The organism is Ligilactobacillus faecis (assembly GCF_029889745.1).
In the GTDB taxonomy this organism is placed as follows: domain Bacteria; phylum Bacillota; class Bacilli; order Lactobacillales; family Lactobacillaceae; genus Ligilactobacillus; species Ligilactobacillus faecis.
On the sequence record NZ_CP123639.1, the window covers coordinates 1,363,892 to 1,389,485 of the forward strand.

The 25,594-nt window shown below is 40.2% G+C and carries 22 protein-coding genes and 1 pseudogene; 18 read left to right on the forward strand and 5 right to left on the reverse strand.

What is annotated here, in order from left to right:
- Nucleotides 1-52 precede the first annotated feature (52 nt).
- Entirely contained in the window at nt 53-502 is a 450-nt protein-coding gene (gene tnpA, locus QFX10_RS06275) for an IS200/IS605 family transposase (RefSeq protein ID WP_280605417.1), read from the forward strand.
- Between the two features lie 131 nt (nt 503-633).
- Here the strand turns inward: tnpA and QFX10_RS06280 are convergent, their stop codons facing one another.
- The 4 genes from QFX10_RS06280 to QFX10_RS06295 form a co-directional block, all read right to left on the reverse strand.
- A complete protein-coding gene (locus tag QFX10_RS06280) occupies nt 634-1,539 on the reverse strand; it encodes a glycine betaine ABC transporter substrate-binding protein (protein ID WP_280605418.1) in 906 nt (301 codons plus the stop codon).
- Between the two features lie 12 nt (nt 1,540-1,551).
- Nucleotides 1,552-2,391 carry an ABC transporter permease gene (locus QFX10_RS06285; protein WP_280605419.1) on the reverse strand — a complete coding sequence of 280 codons (840 nt, stop codon included), beginning with the start codon at nt 2,389-2,391 and terminating at the stop codon, nt 1,552-1,554.
- A complete protein-coding gene (locus tag QFX10_RS06290; protein WP_280605420.1) occupies nt 2,391-3,584 on the reverse strand; it encodes a quaternary amine ABC transporter ATP-binding protein in 1,194 nt (397 codons plus the stop codon). The genes QFX10_RS06285 and QFX10_RS06290 overlap by 1 nt, the downstream gene beginning before the upstream one ends.
- Before the next feature lie 220 nt (nt 3,585-3,804).
- Nucleotides 3,805-3,942, reverse strand: a complete 138-nt coding sequence (locus tag QFX10_RS06295) for a hypothetical protein (RefSeq protein WP_280605421.1) — start codon at nt 3,940-3,942, stop codon at nt 3,805-3,807.
- A 147-nt stretch (nt 3,943-4,089) separates the two neighbouring features.
- Here QFX10_RS06295 and QFX10_RS06300 point away from each other — a divergent pair, with 147 nt between their 5' ends.
- The 10 genes from QFX10_RS06300 (at nt 4,090) to cydC (ending at nt 17,193) form a co-directional block, all read left to right on the forward strand.
- Nucleotides 4,090-4,518 (forward strand): GNAT family N-acetyltransferase, encoded by a 429-nt coding sequence (locus tag QFX10_RS06300; RefSeq protein WP_437178583.1) that lies wholly within the window; start codon nt 4,090-4,092, stop codon nt 4,516-4,518.
- A gap of 265 nt (nt 4,519-4,783) precedes the next feature.
- The gene (locus QFX10_RS06305) at nt 4,784-5,341 is read left to right on the forward strand and encodes a LemA family protein (protein WP_280605422.1); all 558 of its coding nucleotides are present in this window, start codon (nt 4,784-4,786) and stop codon (nt 5,339-5,341) included.
- Between the two features lie 12 nt (nt 5,342-5,353).
- Nucleotides 5,354-6,250 carry a zinc metalloprotease HtpX gene (htpX, locus tag QFX10_RS06310; protein WP_280605423.1) on the forward strand — a complete coding sequence of 299 codons (897 nt, stop codon included), beginning with the start codon at nt 5,354-5,356 and terminating at the stop codon, nt 6,248-6,250.
- A gap of 140 nt (nt 6,251-6,390) precedes the next feature.
- The gene (locus tag QFX10_RS06315; protein WP_280605424.1) at nt 6,391-7,767 is read left to right on the forward strand and encodes a UDP-N-acetylmuramoyl-tripeptide--D-alanyl-D-alanine ligase; all 1,377 of its coding nucleotides are present in this window, start codon (nt 6,391-6,393) and stop codon (nt 7,765-7,767) included.
- Nucleotides 7,768-8,096: 329 nt separating this feature from the next.
- Nucleotides 8,097-9,605: a degradosome RNA helicase CshA gene (gene cshA / locus QFX10_RS06320; protein WP_280605425.1), complete on the forward strand. Its 1,509-nt coding sequence runs from the start codon at nt 8,097-8,099 to the stop codon at nt 9,603-9,605.
- Between the two features lie 164 nt (nt 9,606-9,769).
- Nucleotides 9,770-11,008, forward strand: a complete 1,239-nt coding sequence (locus tag QFX10_RS06325) for an ISL3 family transposase (RefSeq protein WP_280605426.1) — start codon at nt 9,770-9,772, stop codon at nt 11,006-11,008.
- A gap of 271 nt (nt 11,009-11,279) precedes the next feature.
- Nucleotides 11,280-12,710, forward strand: a complete 1,431-nt coding sequence (locus QFX10_RS06330) for a cytochrome ubiquinol oxidase subunit I (RefSeq protein ID WP_280607244.1) — start codon at nt 11,280-11,282, stop codon at nt 12,708-12,710.
- 1 nt (nt 12,711) lies between these two features.
- The gene (cydB, locus tag QFX10_RS06335) at nt 12,712-13,734 is read left to right on the forward strand and encodes a cytochrome d ubiquinol oxidase subunit II (protein ID WP_280605427.1); all 1,023 of its coding nucleotides are present in this window, start codon (nt 12,712-12,714) and stop codon (nt 13,732-13,734) included.
- Nucleotides 13,734-15,461, forward strand: coding sequence for a thiol reductant ABC exporter subunit CydD (gene cydD, locus QFX10_RS06340; protein ID WP_280605428.1), 1,728 nt, complete (start codon nt 13,734-13,736; stop codon nt 15,459-15,461). The genes cydB and cydD overlap by 1 nt, the downstream gene beginning before the upstream one ends.
- Nucleotides 15,451-17,193 carry a thiol reductant ABC exporter subunit CydC gene (gene cydC / locus QFX10_RS06345; RefSeq protein ID WP_280605429.1) on the forward strand — a complete coding sequence of 581 codons (1,743 nt, stop codon included), beginning with the start codon at nt 15,451-15,453 and terminating at the stop codon, nt 17,191-17,193. Before cydD ends, cydC begins: the two co-directional genes overlap by 11 nt.
- Here cydC and QFX10_RS06350 read toward each other — a convergent pair.
- On the reverse strand, nt 17,190-18,167 hold the full coding sequence (locus QFX10_RS06350) for a polyprenyl synthetase family protein (protein ID WP_280605430.1): 978 nt from the start codon (nt 18,165-18,167) through the stop codon (nt 17,190-17,192). The two genes, cydC and QFX10_RS06350, sit on opposite strands and share 4 nt — an antisense overlap.
- A gap of 87 nt (nt 18,168-18,254) precedes the next feature.
- Between QFX10_RS06350 and QFX10_RS06355 the strand changes: the two genes are divergently transcribed.
- From QFX10_RS06355 to acpS, 7 genes and pseudogenes are all read left to right on the forward strand, one after another.
- Entirely contained in the window at nt 18,255-19,157 is a 903-nt protein-coding gene (locus QFX10_RS06355) for a prenyltransferase (RefSeq protein ID WP_280605431.1), read from the forward strand.
- A 25-nt stretch (nt 19,158-19,182) separates the two neighbouring features.
- A complete protein-coding gene (locus QFX10_RS06360) occupies nt 19,183-20,391 on the forward strand; it encodes an NAD(P)/FAD-dependent oxidoreductase (protein WP_280605432.1) in 1,209 nt (402 codons plus the stop codon).
- A 116-nt stretch (nt 20,392-20,507) separates the two neighbouring features.
- Nucleotides 20,508-21,951: pseudogene (locus QFX10_RS06365) on the forward strand (IS1182 family transposase).
- Between the two features lie 164 nt (nt 21,952-22,115).
- On the forward strand, nt 22,116-22,913 hold the full coding sequence (locus QFX10_RS06370; protein WP_280605433.1) for a (Fe-S)-binding protein: 798 nt from the start codon (nt 22,116-22,118) through the stop codon (nt 22,911-22,913).
- Complete coding sequence (locus QFX10_RS06375; RefSeq protein WP_280605434.1) at nt 22,914-24,419, forward strand: LutB/LldF family L-lactate oxidation iron-sulfur protein; 1,506 nt, start codon at nt 22,914-22,916, stop codon at nt 24,417-24,419.
- A complete protein-coding gene (locus QFX10_RS06380; protein WP_280605435.1) occupies nt 24,397-25,128 on the forward strand; it encodes a LutC/YkgG family protein in 732 nt (243 codons plus the stop codon). The genes QFX10_RS06375 and QFX10_RS06380 overlap by 23 nt, the downstream gene beginning before the upstream one ends.
- Before the next feature lie 84 nt (nt 25,129-25,212).
- Nucleotides 25,213-25,575 carry a holo-ACP synthase gene (gene acpS, locus QFX10_RS06385; RefSeq protein ID WP_280605436.1) on the forward strand — a complete coding sequence of 121 codons (363 nt, stop codon included), beginning with the start codon at nt 25,213-25,215 and terminating at the stop codon, nt 25,573-25,575.
- The last annotated feature ends 19 nt before the right edge of the window (nt 25,576-25,594 follow it).

Below are 25,594 nucleotides of genomic sequence, written 5' to 3' on the forward strand. Positions count from 1 at the left end.
TATAATGATATTGTATCATATGTCAATGATAATAAATATAGGGGTAAATAAAATGAGTAAAGATAAAATCAAAGACGCAGTATATACCAGACGATATATCTATAACTTCCATTTCCATCTAATTTGGGTTACTAAATATCGTCATAAAACTTTTACTACTGATGAGTTATCAAACGAAATGAAGGATATCCTATGGCAAGTAGCCGAGGATAACGAAATCTTAATCGAGAAAATGGAAGTTATGCCTGACCATGTTCATGTCTTAATTAGCTTTCCGCCTAGCAAGGCACCGACTAGCGCCATCAAAGCGCTCAAAGGCAGAAGTGCCTTTATTTTCTTACGTCGACACCCGGAAATTCGGCAGTCTCGATACTGGAGTGGTCATTTATGGTCGCCTAGTTACTACATGAGCACATTAGGTAATATGAGTAAAGAAGTAGTTGAGAAATATATAAACGATCAAAAATACAATGAGATGAAAAAAGCTCCTTACGGGGCTTGACAGGGCCTATCCATTCCATGACTGAAGTCACGGGATTTCCGGCTGAATCTCATTAAAAAGAGACTAGAAAAACGCTAAGGAGTCACCTTTTAAAGGGTGATCCCTTAGCGTTTTTTCTCTTTTACGGTCCTTTACTTAGTTTTAAGGTCTTCGATCGAATCGACCTTAGTCATGTAAGTTGGGACAGCTAGACCAGTTTTTGCACCTTCCAAGTTAACGCGTACATCATCATAGCGTCCTTGAAAGGAACGGGCATAAGCTTGATGCGTTGTCGGAAGCCAAGCGCTAAAAGAAGCGTCAGCTGCTCCTGTGGCGATCGCAATCCACATTGGTTGTGCGTCCATGGGGCGGAGCGTGACGCGATAACCTTTTGTTTTGAGAGCTTGTGCGACGACATTAGCCGAAGCGATCTCTGAATCCCAAGCAACATAAGCCAGCGTGACTGTTTGACCATTTCCAGTCGGGACGTTTTTGAGCCACTCTTTGACTTGTTCAGGATGTTTTTTGAGGTAAGCTTTAGCGGCTGTTGTTGGCTCGACCCCGTTATTGATCTGGAGCATGACTTGAGCCAACTGCTCAGGTGTCCAGTTGAAATTTTGTAAAAACTGATAAAGACCTGGTTTTTCTTGTTTGAGCCCTGTCCGTGCGATCGTATGGATCCCTTCTTTAGCGCCGTAAACTTTTTTAGGATCTTTTAAAAATTTAAGGTCATATTTTGTGAACATCCAATGCGGGACCCAGCCAGTGATAACGATTGGTTGTTTAGCTTTGATCGCCTTATCTAAGACGCTGGTCATCGCTGCTGTTGAACTTGTTTGTAACTGCCAATTATTTTGGGCTAGGCCATACTTTTCTAAAGCAGTCGCAGTATTTCCCATAACACCTGCGCCAGCATCGATCCCAGTGATCGTATAGTTGATCTGGGGACCTAACGCTTTTTGAGGATCGTATTTAGCTTGGGTCGAAGCGCTACATCCGGCTAAAGTCAGGCAAAAACCAAGCAAACCTAGTAAAAGAAATTTCTTTGCTTTTTGCATCTTTTTTCCCCCTTATTTAGGTGTACGTAACGATTGACTCAGACGATCTAAAATGATCGCCAAGATGACGATCGCAAGCCCCGCAGTGAAACCAGCCCCAGCATTATTGCGTCCGACTGCAAAATAGACTTTAGTTCCTAGACCAAGCGTTCCGATCATCGAAGCGATCACGACCATCGATAAAGCCAGCATCAATGATTGTGTCATTCCAGACATGATCGTATTTTTAGCTAGTGGTAATTGCAATTTGAAGAGCTTTTGCCAACTCGTCGAGCCGTATGAATCAGCGGCTTCGATCAACTCTTCTGGAACATTATTGATCCCAAGTTCAGTCATGCGCACAGTTGGTGGCATTGCAAAGATCACCGAAGCGATCACACCAGGAACGGTCCCGATCCCGAAAAATGCTACAGCTGGGATCAAATAGACGAAGGCAGGCATTGTCTGCATGAAATCTAAGATCGGTTGGACGATCAATTTGACGGTCTTATTTTTAGCCATCCAGACGCCAAGGGGGATCCCCAAAACGTAGACAAGTAAACATGAAGTCAAAACAAGTGTTAGTGTTTGTGTCATATCCCGCCAGTAGCCCATATTCCAAATGAATAAAAGGCCTAAGAGCTCAAAAATGAGGAGGCCCCATTTCTTTTGGGCGCGCCGAACATAGTAGGTCGTTACGAGTAAGCAGGTGATAAAGAGCCACACAGGTAAAAGATCAAAAACAGCCTGAAAAGCATTGGCGATCGTTGCAATAAAATTTGAGATCGCATCAAAAAATCCAGTGTAGTGTGAAAGTCTATCGACCCCAGTATTGATCCAGTCTTCAAGTGGGAGTTTTGGAATATCAAACATTAAATTTCAACCTCATTTCCTGAAAGTGCGGCTAAGACAGCCCCCCGAACGATGATCCCGCGTAAACGTTTTTGTTCATCTAAGACGGCAAACGGGATCGAAGTCGTTGAGACATCAGCTAAAAGATCAGTCAAAACCGTATCAAGTGTTGTAGTTGGAACGTCGGTCACTGCGATCGTTGCCAGATCATTTTGACCATTTTTAAGTGCATCTATGATAGCTTGAGCTGTGGCAAAGCCTTTAAAGTGATATTTACTATCGACAAGGTAAATAGAAGAAGTGTGGTTTTCACGCATTTCGCGTAAAGCTGTGCGGGGACCCGCTTTTTCGATGTTGACCATTGCAGGGGTGATCATCACATTTTCAGCCGTTAAGATCCGACTGCGATCGACATCTTCGATAAATTTTTCCACGTAGTCATTTGCTGGCGCCGTCAAGATCTCTTCGGGCGTACCGACTTGGATGAGTTTAGCATTGCGCATGATCATGATGTGATTACCTAATTTTAAAGCTTCATTGAGATCATGGCTGATAAAAATGATCGTCTTGTTCAACTCAGCTTGGATCCGTAACAACTCATCTTGCATCTCTTTACGGTTGAGAGGATCAAGAGCTGAAAAAGCTTCGTCCATCAAAAGGATCTGAGCATCACTTGCTAGAGCACGCGCAAGCCCTACACGTTGTTGCATCCCACCTGAAAGCTGGTTGGGATATTGATCTTCGTAGCCCTTTAAACCGACGAGTGCCAAAGCTTGACGTGCTTTTTCTTGGCGCTTAGCTTTGGGCATACTTTTGACTTCTAGACCATAGGCTACATTTTCGAGCACAGTGTAGTGCGGGAAAAGAGCAAAATTTTGAAAGACCATGCTCATTTTCGTACGCCGAAATGCGAGCAATTCTTTTTTAGTCATTTTAGTTAGATCTTGTCCATCGACAATGATCTCACCAGATGTTGTTTTGATAAGTTGGTTTAGCATCCGTAGAACGGTCGATTTTCCGCTCCCAGATAGTCCCATGATGACAAAGATCTCGCCTTTCTGGACTTGAAAAGAGACACGATCGACACCGACCGTTGCTCCAGTTTTTTGAAGGATCTCCGCTTTACTAGATCCTTTCGAAGCGAGTTTTTGCGCTTTTTCTACTTGGCGACCAAAGATCTTGCTCACATTGCGAACTTCGATCTCAACTGTCATAATTAAACATCCTTCCTGTGATTAAGCATTTACGCATAAAAACGATGTATAGACCGTAACATATGCTTAAAAAACGTGCAAATTGTAAAATGAATTAACAATCGCTTTCTTCAGCTCAAGGACAGGGGATAGAGGAATTTTGAAAAAATATTAAATTTTTCAATAAAAAAAGGCCATCGCAAAGATGACCTTAAAAAATCTTGTGAAGTTCTAACGGTAATTAGCCACGTAGGTGTGCAGCATCAGAATCAAGTTTAGCAAAGCCTGATCCAGCAGCTGGTTTTGGTTGCTTAGCGCGTGCTTCCATCGCTTTGCGAGCCAGAGCCTTGCGTTCTTCTTTACTTAACTTCTTAGCCATGAATCCTTCGCCTCTTTCCGTTAACGTTCTACCCTCGTAGAACTGATCACACCTTCATTATAGTTCTTAGTCAATAAAATACAAGTAAATTGTCTTTGTTGAGCGAGCTATGGTAAGATCTTAGATAATTTGCAAGGAGGGATCATAGTGGAGATCAAATCAACTTTAGAACTTACTGATCCGATCTATCAAGATGCTGTAACGATCAGAAAAAAAGTTTTTATCGAAGAGCAAGGCGTCACACCAGAACTTGAATTGGAAAATGAAGCAGGTCCACGCTATTTTGTCGGTTATTTAGCTAAATCTCCTGTTGTAACAGCACGTGTTTTTGAAGAAGAACCTGGGGTATGGCATATCCAGCGGGTCGCAACTGTAAAAGAAGCCCGAGGTCAAGGTTTAGCTAAAGAACTTTTGCTGGCTCTTGAAGTAGAAGCGCGCAAACAAGGGATCAAGAAATTAACATTAGGTGCTCAAGATCAAGCCCAAGGTTTTTATGAAAAATTAGGTTATCATGTTAAAGGCGCTGGCTTTTTAGACGCGGGGATCGCCCACCATCGGATGGACAAAGATCTCTGATTTGCATTGTACACAAAAATAGTCTAAAATAGCAGTATGCGATGAGTCGAGATAGACCAGACGATCTTTGATGATCGTTTCGTTGCGACGACTAGTGGTCAGTGTCGATAGCAGAGCACATTATACTGCCGGATCGCAGTGTGCTTGGATGAGGACATTGTGGAGTGGACTTATCCTATCCGATTTTATTGGGTACTGCATGAGCCGAGAGTGGATCTGATCCACCCCCGGCTTTTTTTGTAAAAAAGCAGAGGAGGATTTTATTATGGTATGGATCGCTATTATAGTGATCGTTATTTTATTGATCGCTATTTATATCTCACTTTATAACGGACTACAAAAAGCAAAAATTTATACTGAAGAATCTTGGAGTCAGATCGATGTCCAATTAAAAAGACGAAATGACCTGATCCCTAATTTAGTTGAAACAACAAAAGGTTATGCAAAGCATGAAAAAGAAACTTTAGCTGAAGTGATCAAGTTGAGAAATCAATTGGTCTCGATACCTGAAGGCGATCATCAAGCTAAAATGGAAGTTTCTAATCAATTGACAGATACTTTGCGCTCGATCTTTGCTTTATCAGAAAATTATCCTGATCTAAAAGCCAACCAAGAGTTTACAAAATTGATGGAAGAATTGACAAACACAGAAAATAAGATTGCTTATTCACGGCAATTGTTCAATTCTTCAGCGGCAGCATATAACCAACGCTTGGTGACTTTCCCATCAAACTTGATCGCAAAGATCCATCACTTTACTAAAGTTGAATATCTATCTGTGCCAGAAGAACAAAAAGAAGCACCAAAAGTATCATTTGATTAGAGGAAATAGTCTATGTTATATCAACAGATCGCTTCAAATAAACGCAAGACAGTTGTGGTCGTTTTTGGCTTTTTGATGTTAGTAGCACTTATCGGCGCAGCGATCGGTTATGCTTTTGCTGGGAGTGCAACGATGGGGGTCATTTTTGCGCTTGTCTTAGGCTTTGTTTATATGTTTGTTATGCTCGGACAGTCGACTGATGTTGTAATGAATATGAATAATGCTCGTGAGATCACAGATCCAAGTCAAGCACCTGAACTCTGGCATATCGTCGAAGATATGGCTTTAGTCGGTAAAGTTCCGATGCCCCGAGTCTTTATCATTGATGATCCAAGTCCAAATGCTTTTGCGACGGGAAGTGATCCACAACATTCAGCAGTTGCAGCGACGACTGGACTTTTAGCGCGTCTGAACCGCGAAGAGATCGAAGGAGTCATGGCTCATGAAGTTTCACATATCAGAAATTACGATATTCGTCTGCAAACAACAGCTCTAGCTTTAGCTGCTGTCGTTTCGATGTTAGCCAACTTTGGGATGAACTCGATGTTTTGGGGTGGGGCTAGACGGCGAAATGACCGTGAAGAAGGTAATGGGATCTTAGATATCATCATGCTTGTCTTAGCTTTGTTAGCTGTTATTTTAGGACCGATCGCAGCTTCGATGGCGCAAATGGCACTTTCGCGTAACCGAGAGTATTTAGCCGATGCTTCTGCTGTGGAGCTGACACGTAATCCACTTGGATTGATCAATGCTTTGGAAAAGATCTCGACTAGTGCTCCGATGCAAGCGGCAGATCCAAGTAGTGCTTCGATGTATATCGCAGACCCTTTTAAAGGAAAGACATGGGCGCATCTCTTTGACACGCATCCTCCGATCAAAGAGCGGATCAAGCGTTTAGAGAAAATGTAATTGATTCAAAAGAGCGTTTAGCCTGGGCTAGACGCTCTTTTGTCGCTGGCTAGTCTTTGTGATACAATGGGAAGGAACTGAAAAAAGTTATGTCGATTTATCGATGAGGCCGTGTTTGGCCAGAAAGGAAGAATATTCGCATGAAAATGCAATTATCTGAGATCGCCCGTGCCTTAAAGATAGAGCCACACAAAGAATGGGAAGAGATCACGATCACGAGTGTGAGTTTTGATAGTCGTGCTTTACGCCCAGGTGCTTTATTTATCCCTCTTTTAGGTGAGCAAGATGGCCATCGTTATGTCGATGCGGCGATCGAAAATGGCGCGCTGGCTGTCTTATGGCAAACAGATCACAAAGAAGCTGATCTGGCTGTGCCAGCTTTGGAAGTCGCAGATACTTTGAGTGCTTTGCAAGAATTGAGTCGTTACTATTTACAAAAGATCAATCCCAAAGTCGTAGCTGTTACTGGGAGCAACGGCAAGACTACAACAAAAGATATGATCGCTGCTGTTTTGAGTACTCAATTCAATGTCCAAAAAACATTTGCCAATTTTAACAACGAGATCGGTGTCCCAATGACGATCCTTTCGATGGAACCAAATACAGAAGTACTCGTCGTTGAAATGGGAATGGATCGTTTTGGGCAACTCGAACAATTGAGTCGTTTAGCTGAGCCAGATGTTGCTGTGATCACGATGATCGGTGAAGCTCATATCGAATTTTTTGGGACTCGCGCTAAGATCGCTGATGCGAAACTAGAGATCGTAAGTGGGCTCAAAGAAGATGGCGCCTTGATCTATAATGGAGATGAGCCGCTTTTAGTTGAACGAACGACAGATCTGATCCAAGAGACGTTTACATTTGGAAGTGAACCAGGTGATGATCTTCAAGCAATAAATATCGTTAGTGATGCGACAAAATCAAGTTTTCGCGTCACGCTTTGGCCTGAAGTCAATTTTACGATCCCACTTATTGGGGCGTATAACGTAAAAAATGCACTTGCAGCCTTGAGTGTCGGGCATTATTTTATGTTAGATGTCAACGAGATGGCACACGCGTTAGAGCATTTCGAAATGACTAAAAATCGGACTGAGTGGCTCAAAGCTTACAATGGAGCGCAGATCTTAAGTGACGTGTATAACTCCAACCCAACTGCGGCTAAAGAAGTTTTACAAGCTTTTGCAACTGTAAAAACGACAGGAAAGCGGATCGTTGTATTAGGTGATATGTTAGAACTGGGCGCAGATGCAGCAAAAATGCACGCATCTTTAGCCACAGAAATTGATCCGAATATGATCGATACGGTCTATTTGTGTGGCCCTTTGATGGGAAATTTGGCAACAGCACTAGCAGATAAGTTTTCCTTGGATAAAGTTCGGAGCTATCGTCCAGAAGAAAAAGACGCTTTAGCGGCCGATCTTTTAAAAGAACTTGGACCAGATGATGTTGTTTTACTTAAAGCAAGCCATGGGATCCATTTAGAAGAAGTTTTAGCTAAGATTGCTAAGAACGCTTAAAAATGCTATGCTATTATGATACGTGTCAGATCGTTTTCCAAAGAGAGTACGAAAAATAAAACGTATAATAGCGAGTTCTGGTATCCATCAGAAAGATAAAATGTGGAGTGGGTATCAGTCAAAAAGAAGGTGGGGGTTTTAACGAGCTTGTTAGCCTAAACGCCTTGAATAAAAGATCACTGACGAAATGTAATGGCATTTTAATGCCGACGTCAGTCGTTATCAATGATAGTAAATAAAAACAAGAAGGGAAAAACTATATTTCTTTCTAGTAACAAAAGAGCTTTAACGTTCTTAGCGTTATTCCATATTATATAGCAGGAGATTTTTTGAAATTTGATGAACTTGGTCTGACTAAAGACCTGTTAACTGCGATCAAACGCAGTGGCTTTGAAGAAGCAACACCGATCCAAGAAGCCACGATCCCACTTGTGCTCGCACATAAAGATGTGATCGGCCAAGCCCAAACAGGGACTGGGAAAACTGCTGCTTTTGGTTTACCATTGCTACAGCATGTTGATCCAAAAGAACGTGCGATCCAAGCGATCGTGATCTCACCAACACGTGAATTGGCGATCCAAACACAAGAAGAGTTATATCGTCTCGGAAAAGATAAACGAGCTAAAGTTCAAGTCGTTTATGGGGGCGCTGACATCAGACGCCAGATCAAACTCTTGAAAAACCCGCCTCAGATCTTAGTAGGAACTCCAGGGCGTTTACTTGATCACATCGAACGTAAGACCGTTGATCTTAGTCATGTCAAGATGCTTGTGTTAGATGAAGCAGATGAGATGCTTGACATGGGCTTTTTAGACGATATTGAGAAGATCGTTGCTCAGATCCCAAATGAGCGTCAAACACTCCTTTTCTCTGCTACGATGCCAAAAGAGATCTTACGTATCGGTGAAAAGTTCATGACCGAACCTGAGATCGTAAAGATCAAAGCCAAAGAATTGACAACTGATCTAGTTGATCAATATTTTGTTAAAGCGCGTGATTATGAAAAATTTGATATTATGACGCGGATCTTGGACGTTCAAACTCCTGAATTAACGATCGTTTTTGGACGGACAAAGCGCCGGGTCGATGAATTATCAAAAGGACTTGAAGCTCGAGGTTATAATGCTGCTGGGATCCATGGTGATCTTTCACAGCAGCGACGGATGAATATTTTGAAACGCTTCAAAGAAGGAAAGTTGGATATTTTAGTTGCGACTGATGTGGCAGCCCGTGGTTTAGATATCTCAGGGGTCACACATGTGTATAACTATGATATCCCTCAAGATCCAGAGAGCTATGTCCATCGGATCGGACGGACTGGTCGTGCCGGACGGCATGGGGTCTCAGTCACCTTTGTCACTCCAAATGAAATGGATTATTTGCGTGTGATCGAACGTTTGACGAAGAAACGAATGGAACCTTTACGACCACCAACAGAACAAGAAGCTTTTGTTGGTCAGATCTCGTCAGCTTTAGATGAGATCAAAGAATTAGTCGCTAAAACTGAAACTGAAAAGTATGCGACTCAAGCTAAGGAACTTTTAGCTCAATATGATGATGTGGATCTTGTAGCAGCTTTGTTGAATAATATGACAAAAGATGATGCTTCACAAGTTCCTGTCAAGATCACGCCAGAACGCCCGTTACCACGGCGAAAGAAATATTCAAAAGGTAATGGTAAGTACAAGCGTAACGGTGGACGGAGAAACGTTAAAAATAATTACCGTGAATATGGAAAACAAAAAAATTATCGTGATGGTAAAAAGAAACGTCGCGTTGAAACACGAGAACGTGTCTCCAAAAATGATCGTGGTTTTACGATCAGAACGAAAGATTAGTAATTAAGAGGTCAGCTAGCTCGACTAGCTGGCTTTTTTAGGGTATACACTTTCTGGTATGGATGAAAAATTCCATACCAGTTTTTTTGCGCAAAAAAAGGACATTTAATGCCCTCTCGTTATACAATGAATTCACCACAAACCACGTAAAGGAGAGAATTTAAATGTCCCATAACGATTGTATACTAAAACTTCTAAATATTAAAGACCCTAATCTCAAAGTTATTGATGTTATCGATAATTTAAATAATGGCACAGAGAAATTAGTTTTGATCAAAGCTGTACTATCTTATCCTATCAGCCGTTGTCGAAATTGTGGCTTTGCCACTGTTAATAAAAATGGTTTCGCTAAAGCTCACGTACGTTTACCAAGTTTAAACGGTATACGTTATGAAATGATCCTTCATAAACAACGCTATCAATGTAAAAATTGTCGCACAACTTTCGGTGCGACCTCTGAATTGACTAAGCCTAATCAAACTCTTTCTCGTAAACTAAAAAATCAGATCATGTTATTAGCTAGGGAAGGTTTGAACGGTGAACTTATCGCTCGCATCTGTCATTGCTCTGCTAGTAGTGTTCGAAGAACTATTGTCGAACGGATCAAACCTCAATATCGAGTACCTGTTTTGCCCAAGAATCTTTGTTTTGATGAATTTCGTTCGATTAAAAATACAACTTCTTTTATCTGTTGTGATGCACAAACTCATAAGTTAGTTGTTAAACTCCCAGATAGACTATCTTCTACCATTATCAATTATTTTGAAAATCGTTACTCAAAGTTTGAACGTGATCAAGTGGAATCAGTCGTCATTGATTTAAACGCTCAATACCAGCGCTTCATTCGCCGACTTTTCCCGAATGCCAAGATTATTATTGATCGGTTTCATATAGTTCAGCTAGCCGGACGTGCTTTAGACAGTTGTCGAATCGCTCTCACTAGATCACTCAATAAGCATAGTCGAGAATACAAGATTCTCAAATCACAGTGGCGTTTATTCCATAAGAAATCTGATGAGATCGACCCTAAAAATGTTGTCTATCTTAGGGGAATCAATGAATATATGACTCAACAGAATGCGATCGACTTGATCATCAATAAATTTTCTGAATTCAAAATAGTTTATCAGACTTACCAAGATATTACCTTAGCTTTGAAGAATAAAGACATTACTACTTTGAATGAGGTTCTCGATAGTTATGAGCGCACCAATACAGAGATGGATACGACTATTCGTACTTTCCGTAAAAATCGCAGCTATCTAATAAATAGCGTAACTTCAAAATATTCCAATGGTCCTTTGGAGGGTATCAATCGAAAGATCAAACTCTTAAAACGAAGTTGTTACGGTTTTGCTAATCAACAATTTTTCTTTTTACGAATTGATTGTATATTTGCGTAAAAAAAACACTCCCCACATTCTATTGTAGGAAGTGTTTGTAGGAATATCCATATCAGTTGACGAATACCCCTTTTTTATATAACTTTACGTGAGAAGAAGCGATTTAGCAAAAAACTAGCTAAAAAAATAGAATAAAGTTAATTATTTGGATGGAAAATTCTAAAAAAATTGATTTGTTCAATGTTTAAAATGTTAAATATTTGAAAACGCTTAGAGGCAATAGTAAACTTAAAGTGTGAATATTTTATCTCATAAGAATGGAGGGATAATGATGGATATTGTAGATCTAGCGCGTTTTCAATTTGCGATGACGACGGTTTATCACTTTTTCTTTGTGCCGTTTTCGATCGGGACAGCGTTTGTCGTTGCGATCTTAGAAACGATCTATGTTCGGACTAATAATGAAGCGTATAAGAAGCTAGCCAAGTTTTGGGGCAATATATTCCTGTTGAGTTTTGCGGTCGGAGTCGTGACTGGGTTGATCCAAGAATTCCAATTTGGGATGAACTGGTCGGATTATTCGCGGTTTATGGGGGATATTTTCGGGGCTCCGTTAGCTTTAGAAGCGTTGTTGTCATTCTTTATCGAATCGACTTTTATCGGTCTATGGGTCTTTACTTGGGATCGAGCTAAAAAAGGTTTGCACTTATTTTTCATTTGGATGACTTGTTTTGGAACTTTGACTTCGGCACTATGGATCCTTTCGGCGAATTCATTTATGCAACATCCAGTCGGGTATGCGATCAAGGGTGGTCGGGCCGAAATGGTAGATTTCTTTGCTTTGTTGAAGAATCCACAACTTTGGTTTGAGTATGGACATGTGATCTTGGCTGCTTTGACGATGGGAGGCATCATTTTAGCTGGCTTGACTGCATTCCAACTTTTGAAAAAAGATATCTCTAAAGGAGCTAAAGATCTCTATAAGCGTTCGATGCGTTTAGGACTTTGGATGTCACTCATTTTTTCATTAGGTACAGTCTTACTTGGTGATCTTCAGATGAAGTATTTGATCTATGAACAACCGATGAAATTTGCAGCGACAGAGGCGGTTTATAAAACGACTGGTGATCAAGCACCATGGACAGTTGTCGGGATCGCCGATACGAAAAATCATACGGTCAAATATAATATCGATATTCCTGTGATGTTGAGTGTGCTTTCGTATAATAAAACAACTGGGGCAGTCAAAGGGATGGATGAGATCAATAAAGAAATGAAAGAAAAGTATGGTACTGAGATCGATGGGACAAAGATGGATTATATCCCACCAGTCAATACGCTTTTCTGGAGTTTCAGAGTGATGGCTGGTTTTGGAGCTTGGATCATCTTAGTTTCATTGGTCAGTCTTTGGATGCTACGCAAGAAAAAAGAAACACTGTATGAGAAACGCTGGATGTTATGGGTCTTGGCCTTAACGACATTTACACCATTTATTGCGAATACGGCAGGGTGGTTCATTACTGAGTTTGGCCGCTATCCATGGACAGTTTACGGACTCTTTACGATCCAACAAAGTATCTCATCAAATGTTTCAGCTACGTCTTTATTGATCTCTAATATCGTTTACTTTGTACTGTTTACAACGCTAGCGATCGTAATGATCCGTTTAGTTGTACGTCAGTTACAAAAAGATCCAACGGAACTCCAAGAGTCGCAGTTTGCACAAAAGTTCCTTGATCCGTTTGATAAGGGGGCGTTTTAAGATGAGTTTTCTACAGATCTTATGGTTTGTATTGATCGGTGTTTTATTTGCAGGTTTCTTCTTTTTAGATGGTTTTGATTTTGGAGTTGGCATGGCGACTCGCTCGTTAGCGCATAATGAAGAAGAACGGACACAGATCATCGAGACGATCGGCCCGGTTTGGGATGGAAATGAAGTTTGGTTGATCACAGCCGGGGGCGCGATGTTTGCTTCTTTTCCATACTGGTATGCTACTCTTTTTAGTGGGTACTATTTGATCTTACTTGTGATCTTGGTTGGATTGATCATTCGTGGGGTCTCGTTTGAATTTCGGGCTGCCGATGATCCTAAAAAGCAACATCTTTGGAGCACGACTTTAGCCCTTGGAAGTTTACTCGTTCCTTTTTTCTTGGGCGTGATGTTTGTTTCAATGATCCAAGGCATGCCGATCGATGCTCAAGGGAACATGCATGCTAGTTTCTTTGATTATTTCAACTGGCTCTCGCTTGTTGGTGGAGTAGCCTTAGTTCTATTGACATACTTACATGGACTCAATTATATTGCGTTAAAAACGGTTGGTGCGATCCGCGAACGAGCACGTAATTATGCCGAATTTCTATATTGGATCTTATATGCTGGACTTGTTGTGTTCGCGTTGTTATTGTTCTTTAACACAGATTTCTTTGCAGTTCATCCACTTGGGACGAGTGTAACTGTTTTAGCGATCGTATTTTTTGCTATTTTAGGACATGTGGCAACTTTTAAAGGCAATGAGATGCTAGCTTTTATTTCTAGTGGCTTAACGATGGTCGCCTTAGTTGCGATGATCTTTATCGGGATGTTTCCACGAGTAATGATCTCAAGTATCAGTTCTAAATTTGATCTCTTGATCCAAAATAGCTCTTCGACTTCATATACATTGACCGTTATGACGATCGCAACAGTTTGTTTACTTCCATTTATTTTGGCCTATACGATCTGGGCATACTGGATCTTTAGAAAACGGATCGCTTTGCCAGTGATCCAAACCGCGGAGGTCAAATAATGGTCGATAAACTGCTGTTTAAGTTAGCAGGGATAAAACAGATCATGGTAAAGCTTGCAGGGATCACTTTTCTGCAAGCTTTACTTATCATTGGTCAAGCTTTATGTTTGAGTTTGGCGCTAACTCAACTTTGGCTGGGACATTCTTTGAAAAGCCAGTTGAGTTTGATCTTAGGTTTTAGCCTGTGTTTTATTTTGCGTCAAATCACGATCTATCTTGATAGTAAGCTCTTAGATGATTATGCACGTAAAACTGCGCAAAAAATGCGTCAAAAATTATTAAAGAAAATTTTTGTACTTGGACCTGATCTTGTTCAAGAACAAGGAACAGGAAATTTGATCACTTTGACGCTTGATGGGATCTTCCAAGTTGAAAGTTATTTAAAGTTAGTTTTAAGTAAGCTGACGCAAATGGCACTGATCCCACTTTTGATCTTAGTGGTCGCCTTTTATATGGACCTAACTTCAGGTCTCATTATGTTGTTAGTTTATCCTTTGATCGTTTTATTCATGATCATCTTAGGATATGCGGCTAAAGCAAAAGCTGATCGCCAATTTGTGACATTTCAGCGTTTGTCGAACCATTTTATCGATTCATTGCGGGGGATCGATACTTTGAAATATTTTGGCTTGAGTAAACGGTATTCGAAAAGTGTTTATCGCTCAAGTGAGACTTTTCGCAAGACAACGATGCAGACTTTAAAAGTTGCAATGCTGTCGACTTTTGCGCTTGATTTTTTCACGACGCTCTCGATCGCAGTGTTAGCTGTCTTTTTGGGTTTGCGCTTGATCGATCAACAGATCAGTCTCTTCTACGCTTTGTCGATCTTGATCTTAGCTCCAGAATATTTTTTACCGATCAGAAATTTTGCAAATGATTACCATGCAACTTTGAATGGTAAAAATGCTTTTCATGCGATCACTAAGATCATTGCTGAAAAAACAAGGACCCCATTTGATATCAAACTTGTTCCTTGGCAAAGGACTTCGACTTTTGAAGTTAACAGAGTAAGTTTTGCGTATGCAGAACAGACAGCTTTAGAGGAGCTATCTTTTACAGTAACAGGTACTAAAAAAGTCGGGATCATTGGGATGAGTGGCTCAGGCAAATCGACTTTGATCAATCTCTTGAGTGGTTTTACGAGTCCAAGTGCAGGTCATTTTGAAGTCCAAGGACATGAAGTTTCAAATTTAGATATAGACACTTGGAAAGATCAAGTGCTCTACATTCCGCAAACACCATATGTTTTTTCAGATACGCTCCGGAATAATCTTGCTTTTTATACTCCAGAAGTTTCTGATGAAGCTCTTTATAAGGCGATCAAGATCGTCGGCTTAGAACGCTTAGTTAAAGAGTTACCAGCTGGCTTGGAGACAAAGATCGGTAGTGGGAAACGGGCCTTATCTGGAGGGCAAGCGCAGCGGATCGCTTTAGCACGTGCTTTGCTAGATCCAAAGCGCAAAGTGATGCTTTTTGATGAACCGACGGCACATCTAGATATCGAGACTGAATTGGAGTTAAAAGAAAAGATGTTACCACTGATGCAAGATCGTTTAGTATTTTTTGCAACGCATCGTTTGCATTGGATGAAAGAGATGGATCTGATCTTAGTTATGGATGAAGGAAAATTGGTCGAACAAGGAACATATACTGAACTGTTGAATAAAAAAGGATACTTTTGTAAGCTACTAGCAGAAATGCGAGGTGAGTCAAAGCATGTTCAATAAACTACCATTTTTGCAAGCTTTAAAAACTGATCAGTGGGTCAGACCTTTTTTAAAGCACTATCGGAAAACACTTTATTTGGCGATCTTTTTAGGGATCCTGACGTTTATTTGTGCAGGTGGGTTGATGTTTACAAGTGGCTATTTGATCACTAAATCAGCAACACCACCAGAGAATATTTTATTAGTTTACGTTCCGATCGTTTTGACGCGTGCCTTTGGGATCTGTCGCCCCGTATTACATTATCTAGAACGGCTCACTAGTCATAACTGGGTCTTTAAGATGACTTCTGAGTTTCGCAAAAAAATGTATGATGCTTTAGAAAGAGATGCTGTATTTTTTAGTAATAAATATCGTTTAGGCGATATTTTAGGCTTATTATCTGAAGACGTCGCACATATTCAAAATCTATACTTGCGGACACTTTTTCCGTTTTTTACGGTCTGTGGTCTCTATGTTTTTATTATTATTTCGCTTGGGATCATTGCGTGGCCTTTTGCATTATGGATGCTTATTTTATATGGCCTATTGATCTTGGCGCTTCCTTTGTGGTCGGTCATCGTCAATGGTGCTCGGCAAGAATATGAAAAACAAGTCAAAAATGACTTGTATCTAGATCTGACTGATAATGTCATGGGTGTTTTTGATTGGATCTTTTCTAAACGAACAGCTGACTATTTGAAGCGACACCAAGAAAATGAAGCAGAACTCTTGAAAACGCAAGCCAAGATGCGCAGTTTTGAGCGCATTCGTGATTTATTAGGGCAGCTTGTCTTTTTAGTGATCATTTTAAGTGTTTTAGTTTGGGCAAGTTGGGCTTTTGGAAAAAGTGGCAGTGATCAGATCAATTATATCGCTGCTTTTGTTTTATGTGTTTTTCCCTTAGCTGATGCTTTTATCCAACTACCAAATGCAGCGCAAGAAACAAATATTTATTTAGATTCGATCAAACGGTTAAATGCTTTACCTACCCCAGAGATACCCCAAAAAGCACCTGAGATCATAGCACCATATACTCTAAAGATCAAAGATATGACATATATTTATCCTGGTGGAAAAGTTCCTGTTTTATCTGGGATCGATCTGACGTTGATGCCTGGTGAAAAGATCGCGCTTTTAGGGAGAAGTGGCTCTGGCAAGAGTACTTTGGCTAGTTTGATCCGAGGAGATCTAGAGCCGACTAGTGGGAAGATCAAGTTGAATCAAGTACCAGTCAAAGCCTTTGGCGATGAGATCGCGCGTTATATCGGCGTGATCCAGCAAACACCATATCTTTTTAATACAACGATCGCTAATAATATTCGTTTAGGTAATGAAACAGCAAGTGATGCTGAGATCTGGGAAGTTTTACAGCGTGTCGGCTTAGAAAAGCTGATCAAAAAACTGCCCCAAGGACTTGAAACATTAGTCGATGAGGCAGGACTGCGTTTTTCTGGTGGCGAGAGACATCGATTAGCCTTAGCGCGGATCTTATTAAAAGATGCACCAGTGATCATTTTAGATGAACCAACAGTAGGGCTTGATCCGATCACAGAACAGGCTTTGATCACAACTTTTCTAGATGTTTTGCAAGATAAAACACTTCTCTGGATCACGCACCACTTACAAGGGATCGAAGCGATGGATCAGATCATTTTTATTGAAGATGGTCAGATCGAGATGCAGGGAACACCGGAAGAATTGATCAAAAATGAACGCTTTCAAAAATTGAAACGTGCTGATGAAGGACGTTAATAAGTTCGTTTGAGTAAACGAGTGATCAATTTTTTGAGTAACTCTTTTTTAGGTGAAGGTGCAAGTAGCTCGACTTGCTGTAAAGCTTTTTGCGTGAATTTTTGGGCTAAAGTAGTTGCTTGTGCTATGCCACCTAGCTCAACAACAAGTTGTTTGACTTGTTCCATTTCTTGTAAAGTTAGCGTCTGTTTTTTTTCAAGATAAGGAGCAAAAGTTGCTTGATGTTTAGGTAAAAGGACTAAGAGTGGCAAAGAATAGACTCCAGTTGCAAGATCTTCCATGACTGGTTTATTGAGTCTTTTAGCATCAGAATAATCTAAAATATCATCTAACATTTGGAAACTAAGCCCGATGTTTTGCCCGATCTGTTTAGCTAATTTGACTTCAGACGGATCGGCTTGACCAAAAAAAGCTCCTTCAGCACAAGCTAAACTAAAGATCGCGGCTGTTTTTCCATTGATGTTACGTAAATATGATAGGAAAGTTTGCTCAGTATCAAAGCGAGCGTTCATTTGCTGGATCTCACCATTTAAGATCTGACGCATAACGCGGGCGTTGATCTGTAAGTAAGGTGAATCGTAAAGCACTTCAGCGATCAAATCGAAGAAAACAGTAAATAAGAGATCACCAGCATATACAGCGATATCTTTGCCAAAAGCACTCTGAATACTGACTTGACCGCGACGTTTAGGTGAATCATCGATCACATCGTCGTGAAGCAAAGTAGCAGTGTGCAAAACTTCGATCGAAGCAGCAAGCTTTAAAAGACGCTCATCGGCTGGACGAGCCTGAGCGCTCTTTGAAAAGAGAAGTAATAAAGCGGGACGAAGATATTTACCGCCATTATTAGTCATTTCTAATAGTGCTGCTTCAAGTTTGGGGTCTTTAACGACGATCTTTTGACGGATCAGTTGGTTGACTTTGACAAGATCGTCTTTGACTAGTGGATATTGGTGCCAAAAATTTGCTTTCATTATTTAAAGTTCCCTTCGACATATTTATCTGGTTTTATTGTACACTATACTGTGAAAGCTAAACCAGTACAAAGCGAGGTAATTTGAATGTCACTCAAAGTTTTTTTAGAGTTAGTTGAGATCAAAGCCAAAACAGCTAGTATCTTACCTTTCTTACTCGGTGTAGGTTTTAGTTATTATTATTATCATGCTTTTCAATGGCGTTTATCGCTTTGCTTATTTATTGCGATATTTTTATTCAATATGGCTGTTGATGCGTGGGATAACTATAACGATTATCACCATGCTTTAGATACAAAAGTCTATCGCCAAAAGACCAATATCATTGGGCGAGAGCAGCTTTCGCCCAAGCTTGTGTTAGCATTGCTTAGCACAATGGCGGTGATCGCTGGAGGACTTGGGATCTATTTAGTTTTTCAAACAGGTTGGCCTTTATTATGGCTGGGAGTCTTTTGTTTTAGTGTGGGGATCTTGTATTCGGCTGGTCCGCGTCCACTTTCAAGTTTACCCTTAGGGGAAGTTTTTTCTGGCTTTACGATGGGATTTATGATCACCTTGATCAGTGTTTATGTTAACACCTATCAGATCTTTTCGTGGGAGCTAAGTGAACTTAGCAAGCTCTTTTTGTTAGCTTTACCAAATGTGTTATGGATCTCTAACTTAATGCTAGCCAATAACCTTTGTGATCTAGCCGAAGATGAGAAAAATAAGCGCTATACGCTAGTTCACTATTTAGGAAAAGAACGAGCATTAAGGCTCTATACGCTCAAAGATATTTTAGCACTTGTTTTTCTAGCATTAGCCCCTTTTTTAGGTCTAGCTCCGTACACTGTATTACTTGTTTTATTGGCTTTACCTTTTTTTTATCGTCAAAATCGACTTTTACAAGCTAAGCAAGTCAAAAGTGAGACTTTTATCACGGCTGTCAAGACTTTAGCTGTTGGGTCAAGTTTACAAGTCATTTGTTATTTTTTAGGTATCATCATTTGATCAATATATTGAGAGGAGATCTATTATGAAAAAAATCGTTGTTTTAGGAGCTGGTTATGCTGGACTCCAAACTGTTCATCGACTTCAAAAGTTAGTACGAGGTAAAGCGCAGATCACTTTAGTCGATAAAAATGATTACCATTATGAAGCAACAGAGTTACACGAAGTAGCTTCTGGGACTCAACCTGCTCTAAAGATCACCTATCCGCTTGCAGATGTGTTAGATCCAGCTGTTACGACTTTTGTTCAAGCTGAAGTCGTTAAGGTCGATCAAGCTAAAAAGCAAGTTGAATTACGCGATCGAGCTGCATTAGCCTATGATTATTGTGTTTTAGCGTTAGGTTTTGTTTCAGAGACTTTTGGGATCAAAGGCGCTAAAGAAAATGCCCTTGAGATGACTAATATCAAACAGTCTCTTGCGATCTACGATCATATCATGGAAGCAATGCGAAAATATAAAAAGACAAAAGATAAGAAATATCTTCAGCTTATCGTTTGTGGAGCTGGTTTTACAGGTATCGAATTAGCAGGTGCCTTAGCCGAAGGTCGAGCAACTTATGCTAAAGAAGCAGGGGTCGCGCCTAAAGAAGTCAAGATCACAGTTATCGAAGCAGCGACGCGGTTACTGCCGATGTTTAGTGAAAAATTAGCAACTTACGGGGTCAAACTCGTTGAAAGTTTAGATGTGACCTTACTTTGCGGTGCAAAGATCATGGAAGTTGCCCCTGAAAAAGTCATTTATGAAAAAGATGGTCAAAATGAAAGTTTAAATGCAGCCACGATCATTTGGACAACTGGGGTCTCAGGAAGTCCAGTCGTCAATGCTTCTAATCTAAAGGAACGCCGAGGACGCGTTGTTGTCACAAAACATTTGACTGATCCAGATGATGATGAACTTTATCTTCTAGGAGATGTTGCAGCTGTAATGGATGAAACAACTGAGCGACCTTATCCAACGACAGCTCAGATCGCTACGCAAATGGCTAATTATGCCGCTAAAGACCTTGCGGAACGTATCAACACTGGACACCATTTAGCACGACCATTCACGTATCATAGCAAAGGGACTGTTGCTTCAGTCGGAAATACGCACGGTTTTGGAGTCGTAGGTAAGACGGAGATCAAAGGGTATCCTGCTTCATTTGTTAAAAAGATGATCATGAATAAATCTTTATATGAGATCGGAGGAGTCAAAGAGCTCCTAGCTAAAGGGCGGTTTGATCTATATCATTAAAAAAAAGAACGTAGTGGTGAGCTACGTTCTTTCAGAATGTAGACTAAGTCATCAGAGTATGTGCTCTGGTGACTTTTTTTGTATAATTAAAGAAAACGGTTACGGAGGTGCTCATTATGCTTCACAAAAGTGATCCCAATCTCAAACGCTGTGAATATGCTCGTACTTCTCTAGATGATTTGGTCCCAAAAGATCATTTACTCCGTAAAATTGATCAAATTATTGATTTCTCTTTTATTTATGATCTTGTCGAAGATTCCTATTGTAAAAATAATGGTCGTCCTAGTCTTGACCCTGTACTACTCATAAAGATTCCTTTGATCCAAAATCTATTTGGTATTCGTTCTATGCGTCAAACGATCAAAGAAATTCAAGTTAATGTCGCTTATCGATGGTTTCTAGGACTAGGTTTAAATGATCCTGTTCCTCATTTCTCTACCTACGGTAAAAATTATAAAAGAAGATTTGCTGAAAGCCATGTAATAGAAGCTATTTTTGCTCATATTTTGAAACTCTGTTTAGAAAATGATCTTATCGACACAACTGATATCTTTATTGATGGAACTCATTTGAAAGCTGCTGCTAACAGCCGTAAATATACTACTGAAGTTATTGAAACTAAGTCAAAATTTATGAGTGAAGATCTCGAAAAAGAAATAAATGTAGATAGAGCTAAACATCAAAAGAAACCCTTAAAAGAAGAAAAACCTAAAAAAAAACTAGACAAGTAAAAATATCTAAAACTGATCCTGATAGTGGATGGTTTCATAAGGGTGAACACAAACAGGTTTTTGCCTATAACGTTCAAGCTGCCTGTGATAAAAATGGGTGGCTCTTAGCTTATGTGGTCGGTGCGGGAAATATCCATGATACGCAACTTTTTCCTGAAATATTTGAAAAAGTACGGAAGTACGACCCACAATATATTATCGCTGATTCTGGCTATAAAACACCCACGATCGCACACTTTTTACTATCTCAAGGCATAATTCCCATTCTTCCTTATAAACGCCCAAGGGGCAAAGTTGGTACGCTTAGACCCAAAGATTTTGTTTATGATGAATATTATGATTGTTATTTATGTCCTGGCGATCAAATCTTAATGTACTCCACAACTAATCGAAGTGGTTATCGTGAATATAAAAGTGATCCTACAATCTGTGAAAAATGTCCTTTACTGCACAAATGTACACAAAGTAAAAATCATCAAAGAGTTATCGCTCGTCATGTTTGGCAAGATAGTATGGAAAAATGTGAGGATATCAGGCATCAAACTGGCTCAAAATTAAAGTATGAAGCGCGAAAGGAGACGATCGAAAGAAATTTTGGTTCGGCAAAAGAATATCACAACTTGAGATACGCCCGAGAAGTAGGAATTGATAAAATTCTAGCTAAAGTTGGGTTGATATTTGCGTGCCTAAATCTAAAAAAATTGGTAAAAATACTGGGGAAAAACCCTGTTATATTCGTATATTTCAAAGTATATAGTTATAAAAATACATAAAAAAATAAACTCTATCCGATTTGAATAGAGTTTGTCTACGTTCTGAAAGAACGTAGTGGTGAGCTACGTTCTTTTTTGTTAGAGCAAAAGGCAAAATGTGGCAGTAATATAAGTAAAGTGGAGTATAATTAAATTATGGAGAGTAATGTTTAGAGTTTTTTAGTTAATTTTTAAGATTTCCTGCAAAGGAGGTGACGGTGCATTTTAGTGCACTATTGTGATGAAAGTTTGCCTTTTTTCAACTTGTATCGTTGACCTGTTATTTCCTAATGTTGGACAAGCGATGGTCGAAGTTTTAGAACGCTTTGGCTGTGAGACGGTCTTGCCTACCGGGCAAGTCTGTTGTGGTCAACCAACTTATAATAGCGGTTACAGTAAAGAAACGCTTCAGACGTTTTATAACGAGATCGATGCACTTTTGAGCGTTGATGCTGATTATATTGTTGGGCCTTCTGGTTCTTGTGTTGCCATGTTAAAAGAGTACAAGAAGATCTTACAAGATGATCCAAAATATGCTGACAAAGCAGCTCGTTTAGCTGATAAGACGTATGAATTTACACAATTTATCTACCGCGTTTTGGGTATTTTAGATTGTGGTGCACAACTTAAAGCGACAGCAACATTTCACCGTTCGTGTCATATGACAAGGCTATTAGGTGAACGGACGGCTCCTTTTGTTTTATTAGACCATGTTAAAGATCTTGAGATGATCCCTTTACATAATGTTCAATTATGCTGTGGTTTTGGCGGGACTTTTTCAGCTAAAGAACCTGAGATCTCAGAAGCAATGGTCGATGATAAAGTTGATAATATCATCGAAACTAAAGCGCAGATCTTGATCGGAGCGGATCAAGCATGTTTGATGAACATCGGTGGGCGAATGAATCGTCGTGGGGAAAAGATCAAGATCATGCATATTGCTGAAGTCTTGAACCAGAATGTCGATCTAAAGCGGATCAAATATATCAAAGATACTGATCATCAGATCGTACCAGCCAGCGGAAGCGGGGTGTTTTAGATGGGCTTAAAGACAAGTCAACTGCCGTTTGAAACAAGGGTAAAACAAGCCAAGCAAGATAAATTTATGCAGGCTGCTGTTGCCAAAGCTCAAGATGCCCAGTTCGATAAGCGAACGGCTGCAAGAGAAGAACTGGGACACTGGAATGAATGGCGCGCGCTAGGTGAACAGATCCGAAAACATGTGATCAGACATTTACCTGATTATTTAGAAGAGTTTAGTTTAAATGTTGAAAAAAATGGGGGGCATGTCTATTTTGCCCAAGATGCAGATGAAGCAACAGCCTATATCAAACAGATCGTTACCAAAAAACAGGCTAAAAAGATCGTAAAATCAAAATCGATGGTCACGACTGAGATCGATCTAGATCAAGAACTTTTGCAACTTCCAGGGGTCTCTTTGATGGAAACAGATCTAGCCGAATTTATTTTGCAAGAAGATAACTGGGATGAACCAACACATATCGTTTTTCCAACTTTGCATAAAAATCGAGATCAGATCCAGAAAGTTTTTCAAAAGTTAGGTTATACAGGTTCAAATGATCCCGAAGAGATGGCACGATTTGTTCGTGGGTATTTACGCAAATACTTTATGCAAGCTGATCTAGGGATCACAGGATGTAACTTTGCTATAGCCGAAAATGGGATGATAAATTTAGTCACTAATGAAGGTAATGCAGATCTGACGATGGCTCTACCGCAAACGCAGATCGTTGTGATGGGGATGGAACGCATCGTACCAAGTTTAAAAGAAGCTGAAGTTTTAGATAATTTACTGTGTCGCAGTGCAGTCGGACAAAAGTTGACTAGTTACTGTACTTTCAGTACAAAGAAGCTGGCTTCTGAAGTAGATGGACCAGAAGATCTGTACGTTGTGATCTTAGATAATGGGCGTTCAGATGCATTGAACACTGCTTTTGAGCCGATCTTACAATGCATCCGTTGTGGGGCCTGTTTAAATGTTTGTCCAGTCTACCGACACTTAGGCGGGAAAGGTTATGGGTCGATCTATCCTGGTCCAATGGGAGAAGTTTTATCTCCGATCCTTGGAGGCTATGAAGAATTTGGGGAATTACCATATGCATGCAGTTTGTGTGGAGCATGTACCGAAACTTGTCCAGTCAAGATCCCGCTACATGAGCTTATTTTAGAACACCGCAAAGTTGAAATGGATCGCCTACATTTGGACCACAGTTTCACAAATACGCTCTTAAAAACAGTAGGCCTAGGAACACGTTCTTCGATTTTGTTCAAGGGTGCTCTTTTAGGCGAACATACAGCTTTAAAGCCTTTTTCAGATCAAAAAGAAAACAGTGTTGAAAACCTTTATCCAGAAGGAAAAGTTGCTTCGGTCCCTAGAGTTTTTCCAAAATTACTACATGGTTGGGTCGACGTCCGTGATCTCGCAGAGCCACCAAAAGCCCAGGAAAACTTTAGACATTGGTATGCACAACATAAAAGAAAACAAAAGCGAGGTGGAAAAGATGGTGCGCGTGCTCAAAGATAATGATGCTCAAAATCGAGAAAAATTTTTAGAGCGGTTAGCTAAGAAGGCAGATCGGCCCCGTCACACTTTAACAGCTGATCCGTTTTTACCACTAAATGATCTGCCCGAGACGACTTTAGCGGATAAAACACCAGAAGAATTGCTTGAATTAGCGCAAGTAAATAGTGAAAAGATCCATGTTGAGTTTAAAAGGGCAACAACTGTGACGCTTGGTGGATTGTTGGATGAATATTTAATACAAAAGAAAGCAAAGTCATTGTTACTGCCGTCTTTTAAAGCTAACAAGTGGGCCGAATACGGCTTGAGTACTTGGAAAGAACATTTAGCTCTTGAAAAAGTGTATACTTGGAAAGAAGCGCTAGGGCGAGAAAACCTTGAAAATGCTAATAAAAGTGATGTGGCCCTTGGCTTTGCTGATTATCTTTTAGCTGAGTCAGGAACGATCACGGCTGCAAGCACAAAAGAACAAGGCCGTAGTTTTCATTTCTTACCAACGCATTATGTTGCGCTAGTCAAAAAGAGTACGATCTTGCCTAGAATGCGGCATGCGATCGATCGTTATGAACAGGCCTTGCAGCAAGGAACGTTAAAAACTTCTAACATCAATTTTATTACAGGTCCATCAAACTCAGGTGATATCGAGATGGTTTTGATCGTGGGAGTCCATGGCCCGTTAGATATGACGTATGTTGTTTTGGAAGATCTTTAGCCTGACTTGATTATCTAGTTTTTAGCAAGTATGATAAATTAGTAGTGAATGGAACAGCCCTGAAAACTAAGAGGGGGAAAGATCGTGATCAAAGGGATCGGAAATGACATCGAAGAGATCAGGCGACTTGTCGTTTTGCAACAACAACAACCTAAAACAGTCTCCAAGCTGTTAACACCGGCTGAAGTAGTAGCATATGAAAAACTTTCTAAAAAACGTCAAGGTGAATATTTGACAGGACGCTTTTCAGCCAAAGAAGCCTACAGTAAAGCTCTTGGAACTGGGATCGGGAAAGCAGTGAGTTTTCAAGAGCTCGAGATCTTAAATGACGATCTAGGGCGTCCCTACTTTACTAAGCATCCTTTACAAGATGACTGCTCAGCTTACGTCTCGATCTCACATACAAAAGAGTTTGTCGCTACAGTAGTCGTCTTGGAAACGCGCTAATCAAGTATGAGAGAAGATG

Excerpts from the sequence above, each read along its gene's own strand:
- QFX10_RS06285 (WP_280605419.1), bottom strand. The coding sequence starts at position 2,391 with ATGTTTGATATTCCAAAACTCCCACTTGAAGACTGGATCAATACTGGG.
- QFX10_RS06325 (WP_280605426.1), top strand. The coding sequence starts at position 9,770 with ATGTCCCATAACGATTGTATACTAAAACTTCTAAATATTAAAGACCCT.
- cydC (WP_280605429.1), top strand. The coding sequence starts at position 15,451 with ATGTTCAATAAACTACCATTTTTGCAAGCTTTAAAAACTGATCAGTGG.
- QFX10_RS06350 (WP_280605430.1), bottom strand. The coding sequence starts at position 18,167 with ATGAAAGCAAATTTTTGGCACCAATATCCACTAGTCAAAGACGATCTT.
- QFX10_RS06370 (WP_280605433.1), top strand. The coding sequence starts at position 22,116 with ATGAAAGTTTGCCTTTTTTCAACTTGTATCGTTGACCTGTTATTTCCT.
- cydD (WP_280605428.1), top strand. The coding sequence starts at position 13,734 with ATGGTCGATAAACTGCTGTTTAAGTTAGCAGGGATAAAACAGATCATG.
- QFX10_RS06330 (WP_280607244.1), top strand. The coding sequence starts at position 11,280 with ATGGATATTGTAGATCTAGCGCGTTTTCAATTTGCGATGACGACGGTT.
- QFX10_RS06375 (WP_280605434.1), top strand. The coding sequence starts at position 22,914 with ATGGGCTTAAAGACAAGTCAACTGCCGTTTGAAACAAGGGTAAAACAA.
- QFX10_RS06360 (WP_280605432.1), top strand. The coding sequence starts at position 19,183 with ATGAAAAAAATCGTTGTTTTAGGAGCTGGTTATGCTGGACTCCAAACT.
- QFX10_RS06290 (WP_280605420.1), bottom strand. The coding sequence starts at position 3,584 with ATGACAGTTGAGATCGAAGTTCGCAATGTGAGCAAGATCTTTGGTCGC.
- QFX10_RS06355 (WP_280605431.1), top strand. The coding sequence starts at position 18,255 with ATGTCACTCAAAGTTTTTTTAGAGTTAGTTGAGATCAAAGCCAAAACA.
- QFX10_RS06305 (WP_280605422.1), top strand. The coding sequence starts at position 4,784 with ATGGTATGGATCGCTATTATAGTGATCGTTATTTTATTGATCGCTATT.
- QFX10_RS06295 (WP_280605421.1), bottom strand. The coding sequence starts at position 3,942 with ATGGCTAAGAAGTTAAGTAAAGAAGAACGCAAGGCTCTGGCTCGCAAA.
- htpX (WP_280605423.1), top strand. The coding sequence starts at position 5,354 with ATGTTATATCAACAGATCGCTTCAAATAAACGCAAGACAGTTGTGGTC.
- QFX10_RS06280 (WP_280605418.1), bottom strand. The coding sequence starts at position 1,539 with ATGCAAAAAGCAAAGAAATTTCTTTTACTAGGTTTGCTTGGTTTTTGC.
- QFX10_RS06315 (WP_280605424.1), top strand. The coding sequence starts at position 6,391 with ATGAAAATGCAATTATCTGAGATCGCCCGTGCCTTAAAGATAGAGCCA.
- tnpA (WP_280605417.1), top strand. The coding sequence starts at position 53 with ATGAGTAAAGATAAAATCAAAGACGCAGTATATACCAGACGATATATC.
- QFX10_RS06380 (WP_280605435.1), top strand. The coding sequence starts at position 24,397 with ATGGTGCGCGTGCTCAAAGATAATGATGCTCAAAATCGAGAAAAATTT.
- cydB (WP_280605427.1), top strand. The coding sequence starts at position 12,712 with ATGAGTTTTCTACAGATCTTATGGTTTGTATTGATCGGTGTTTTATTT.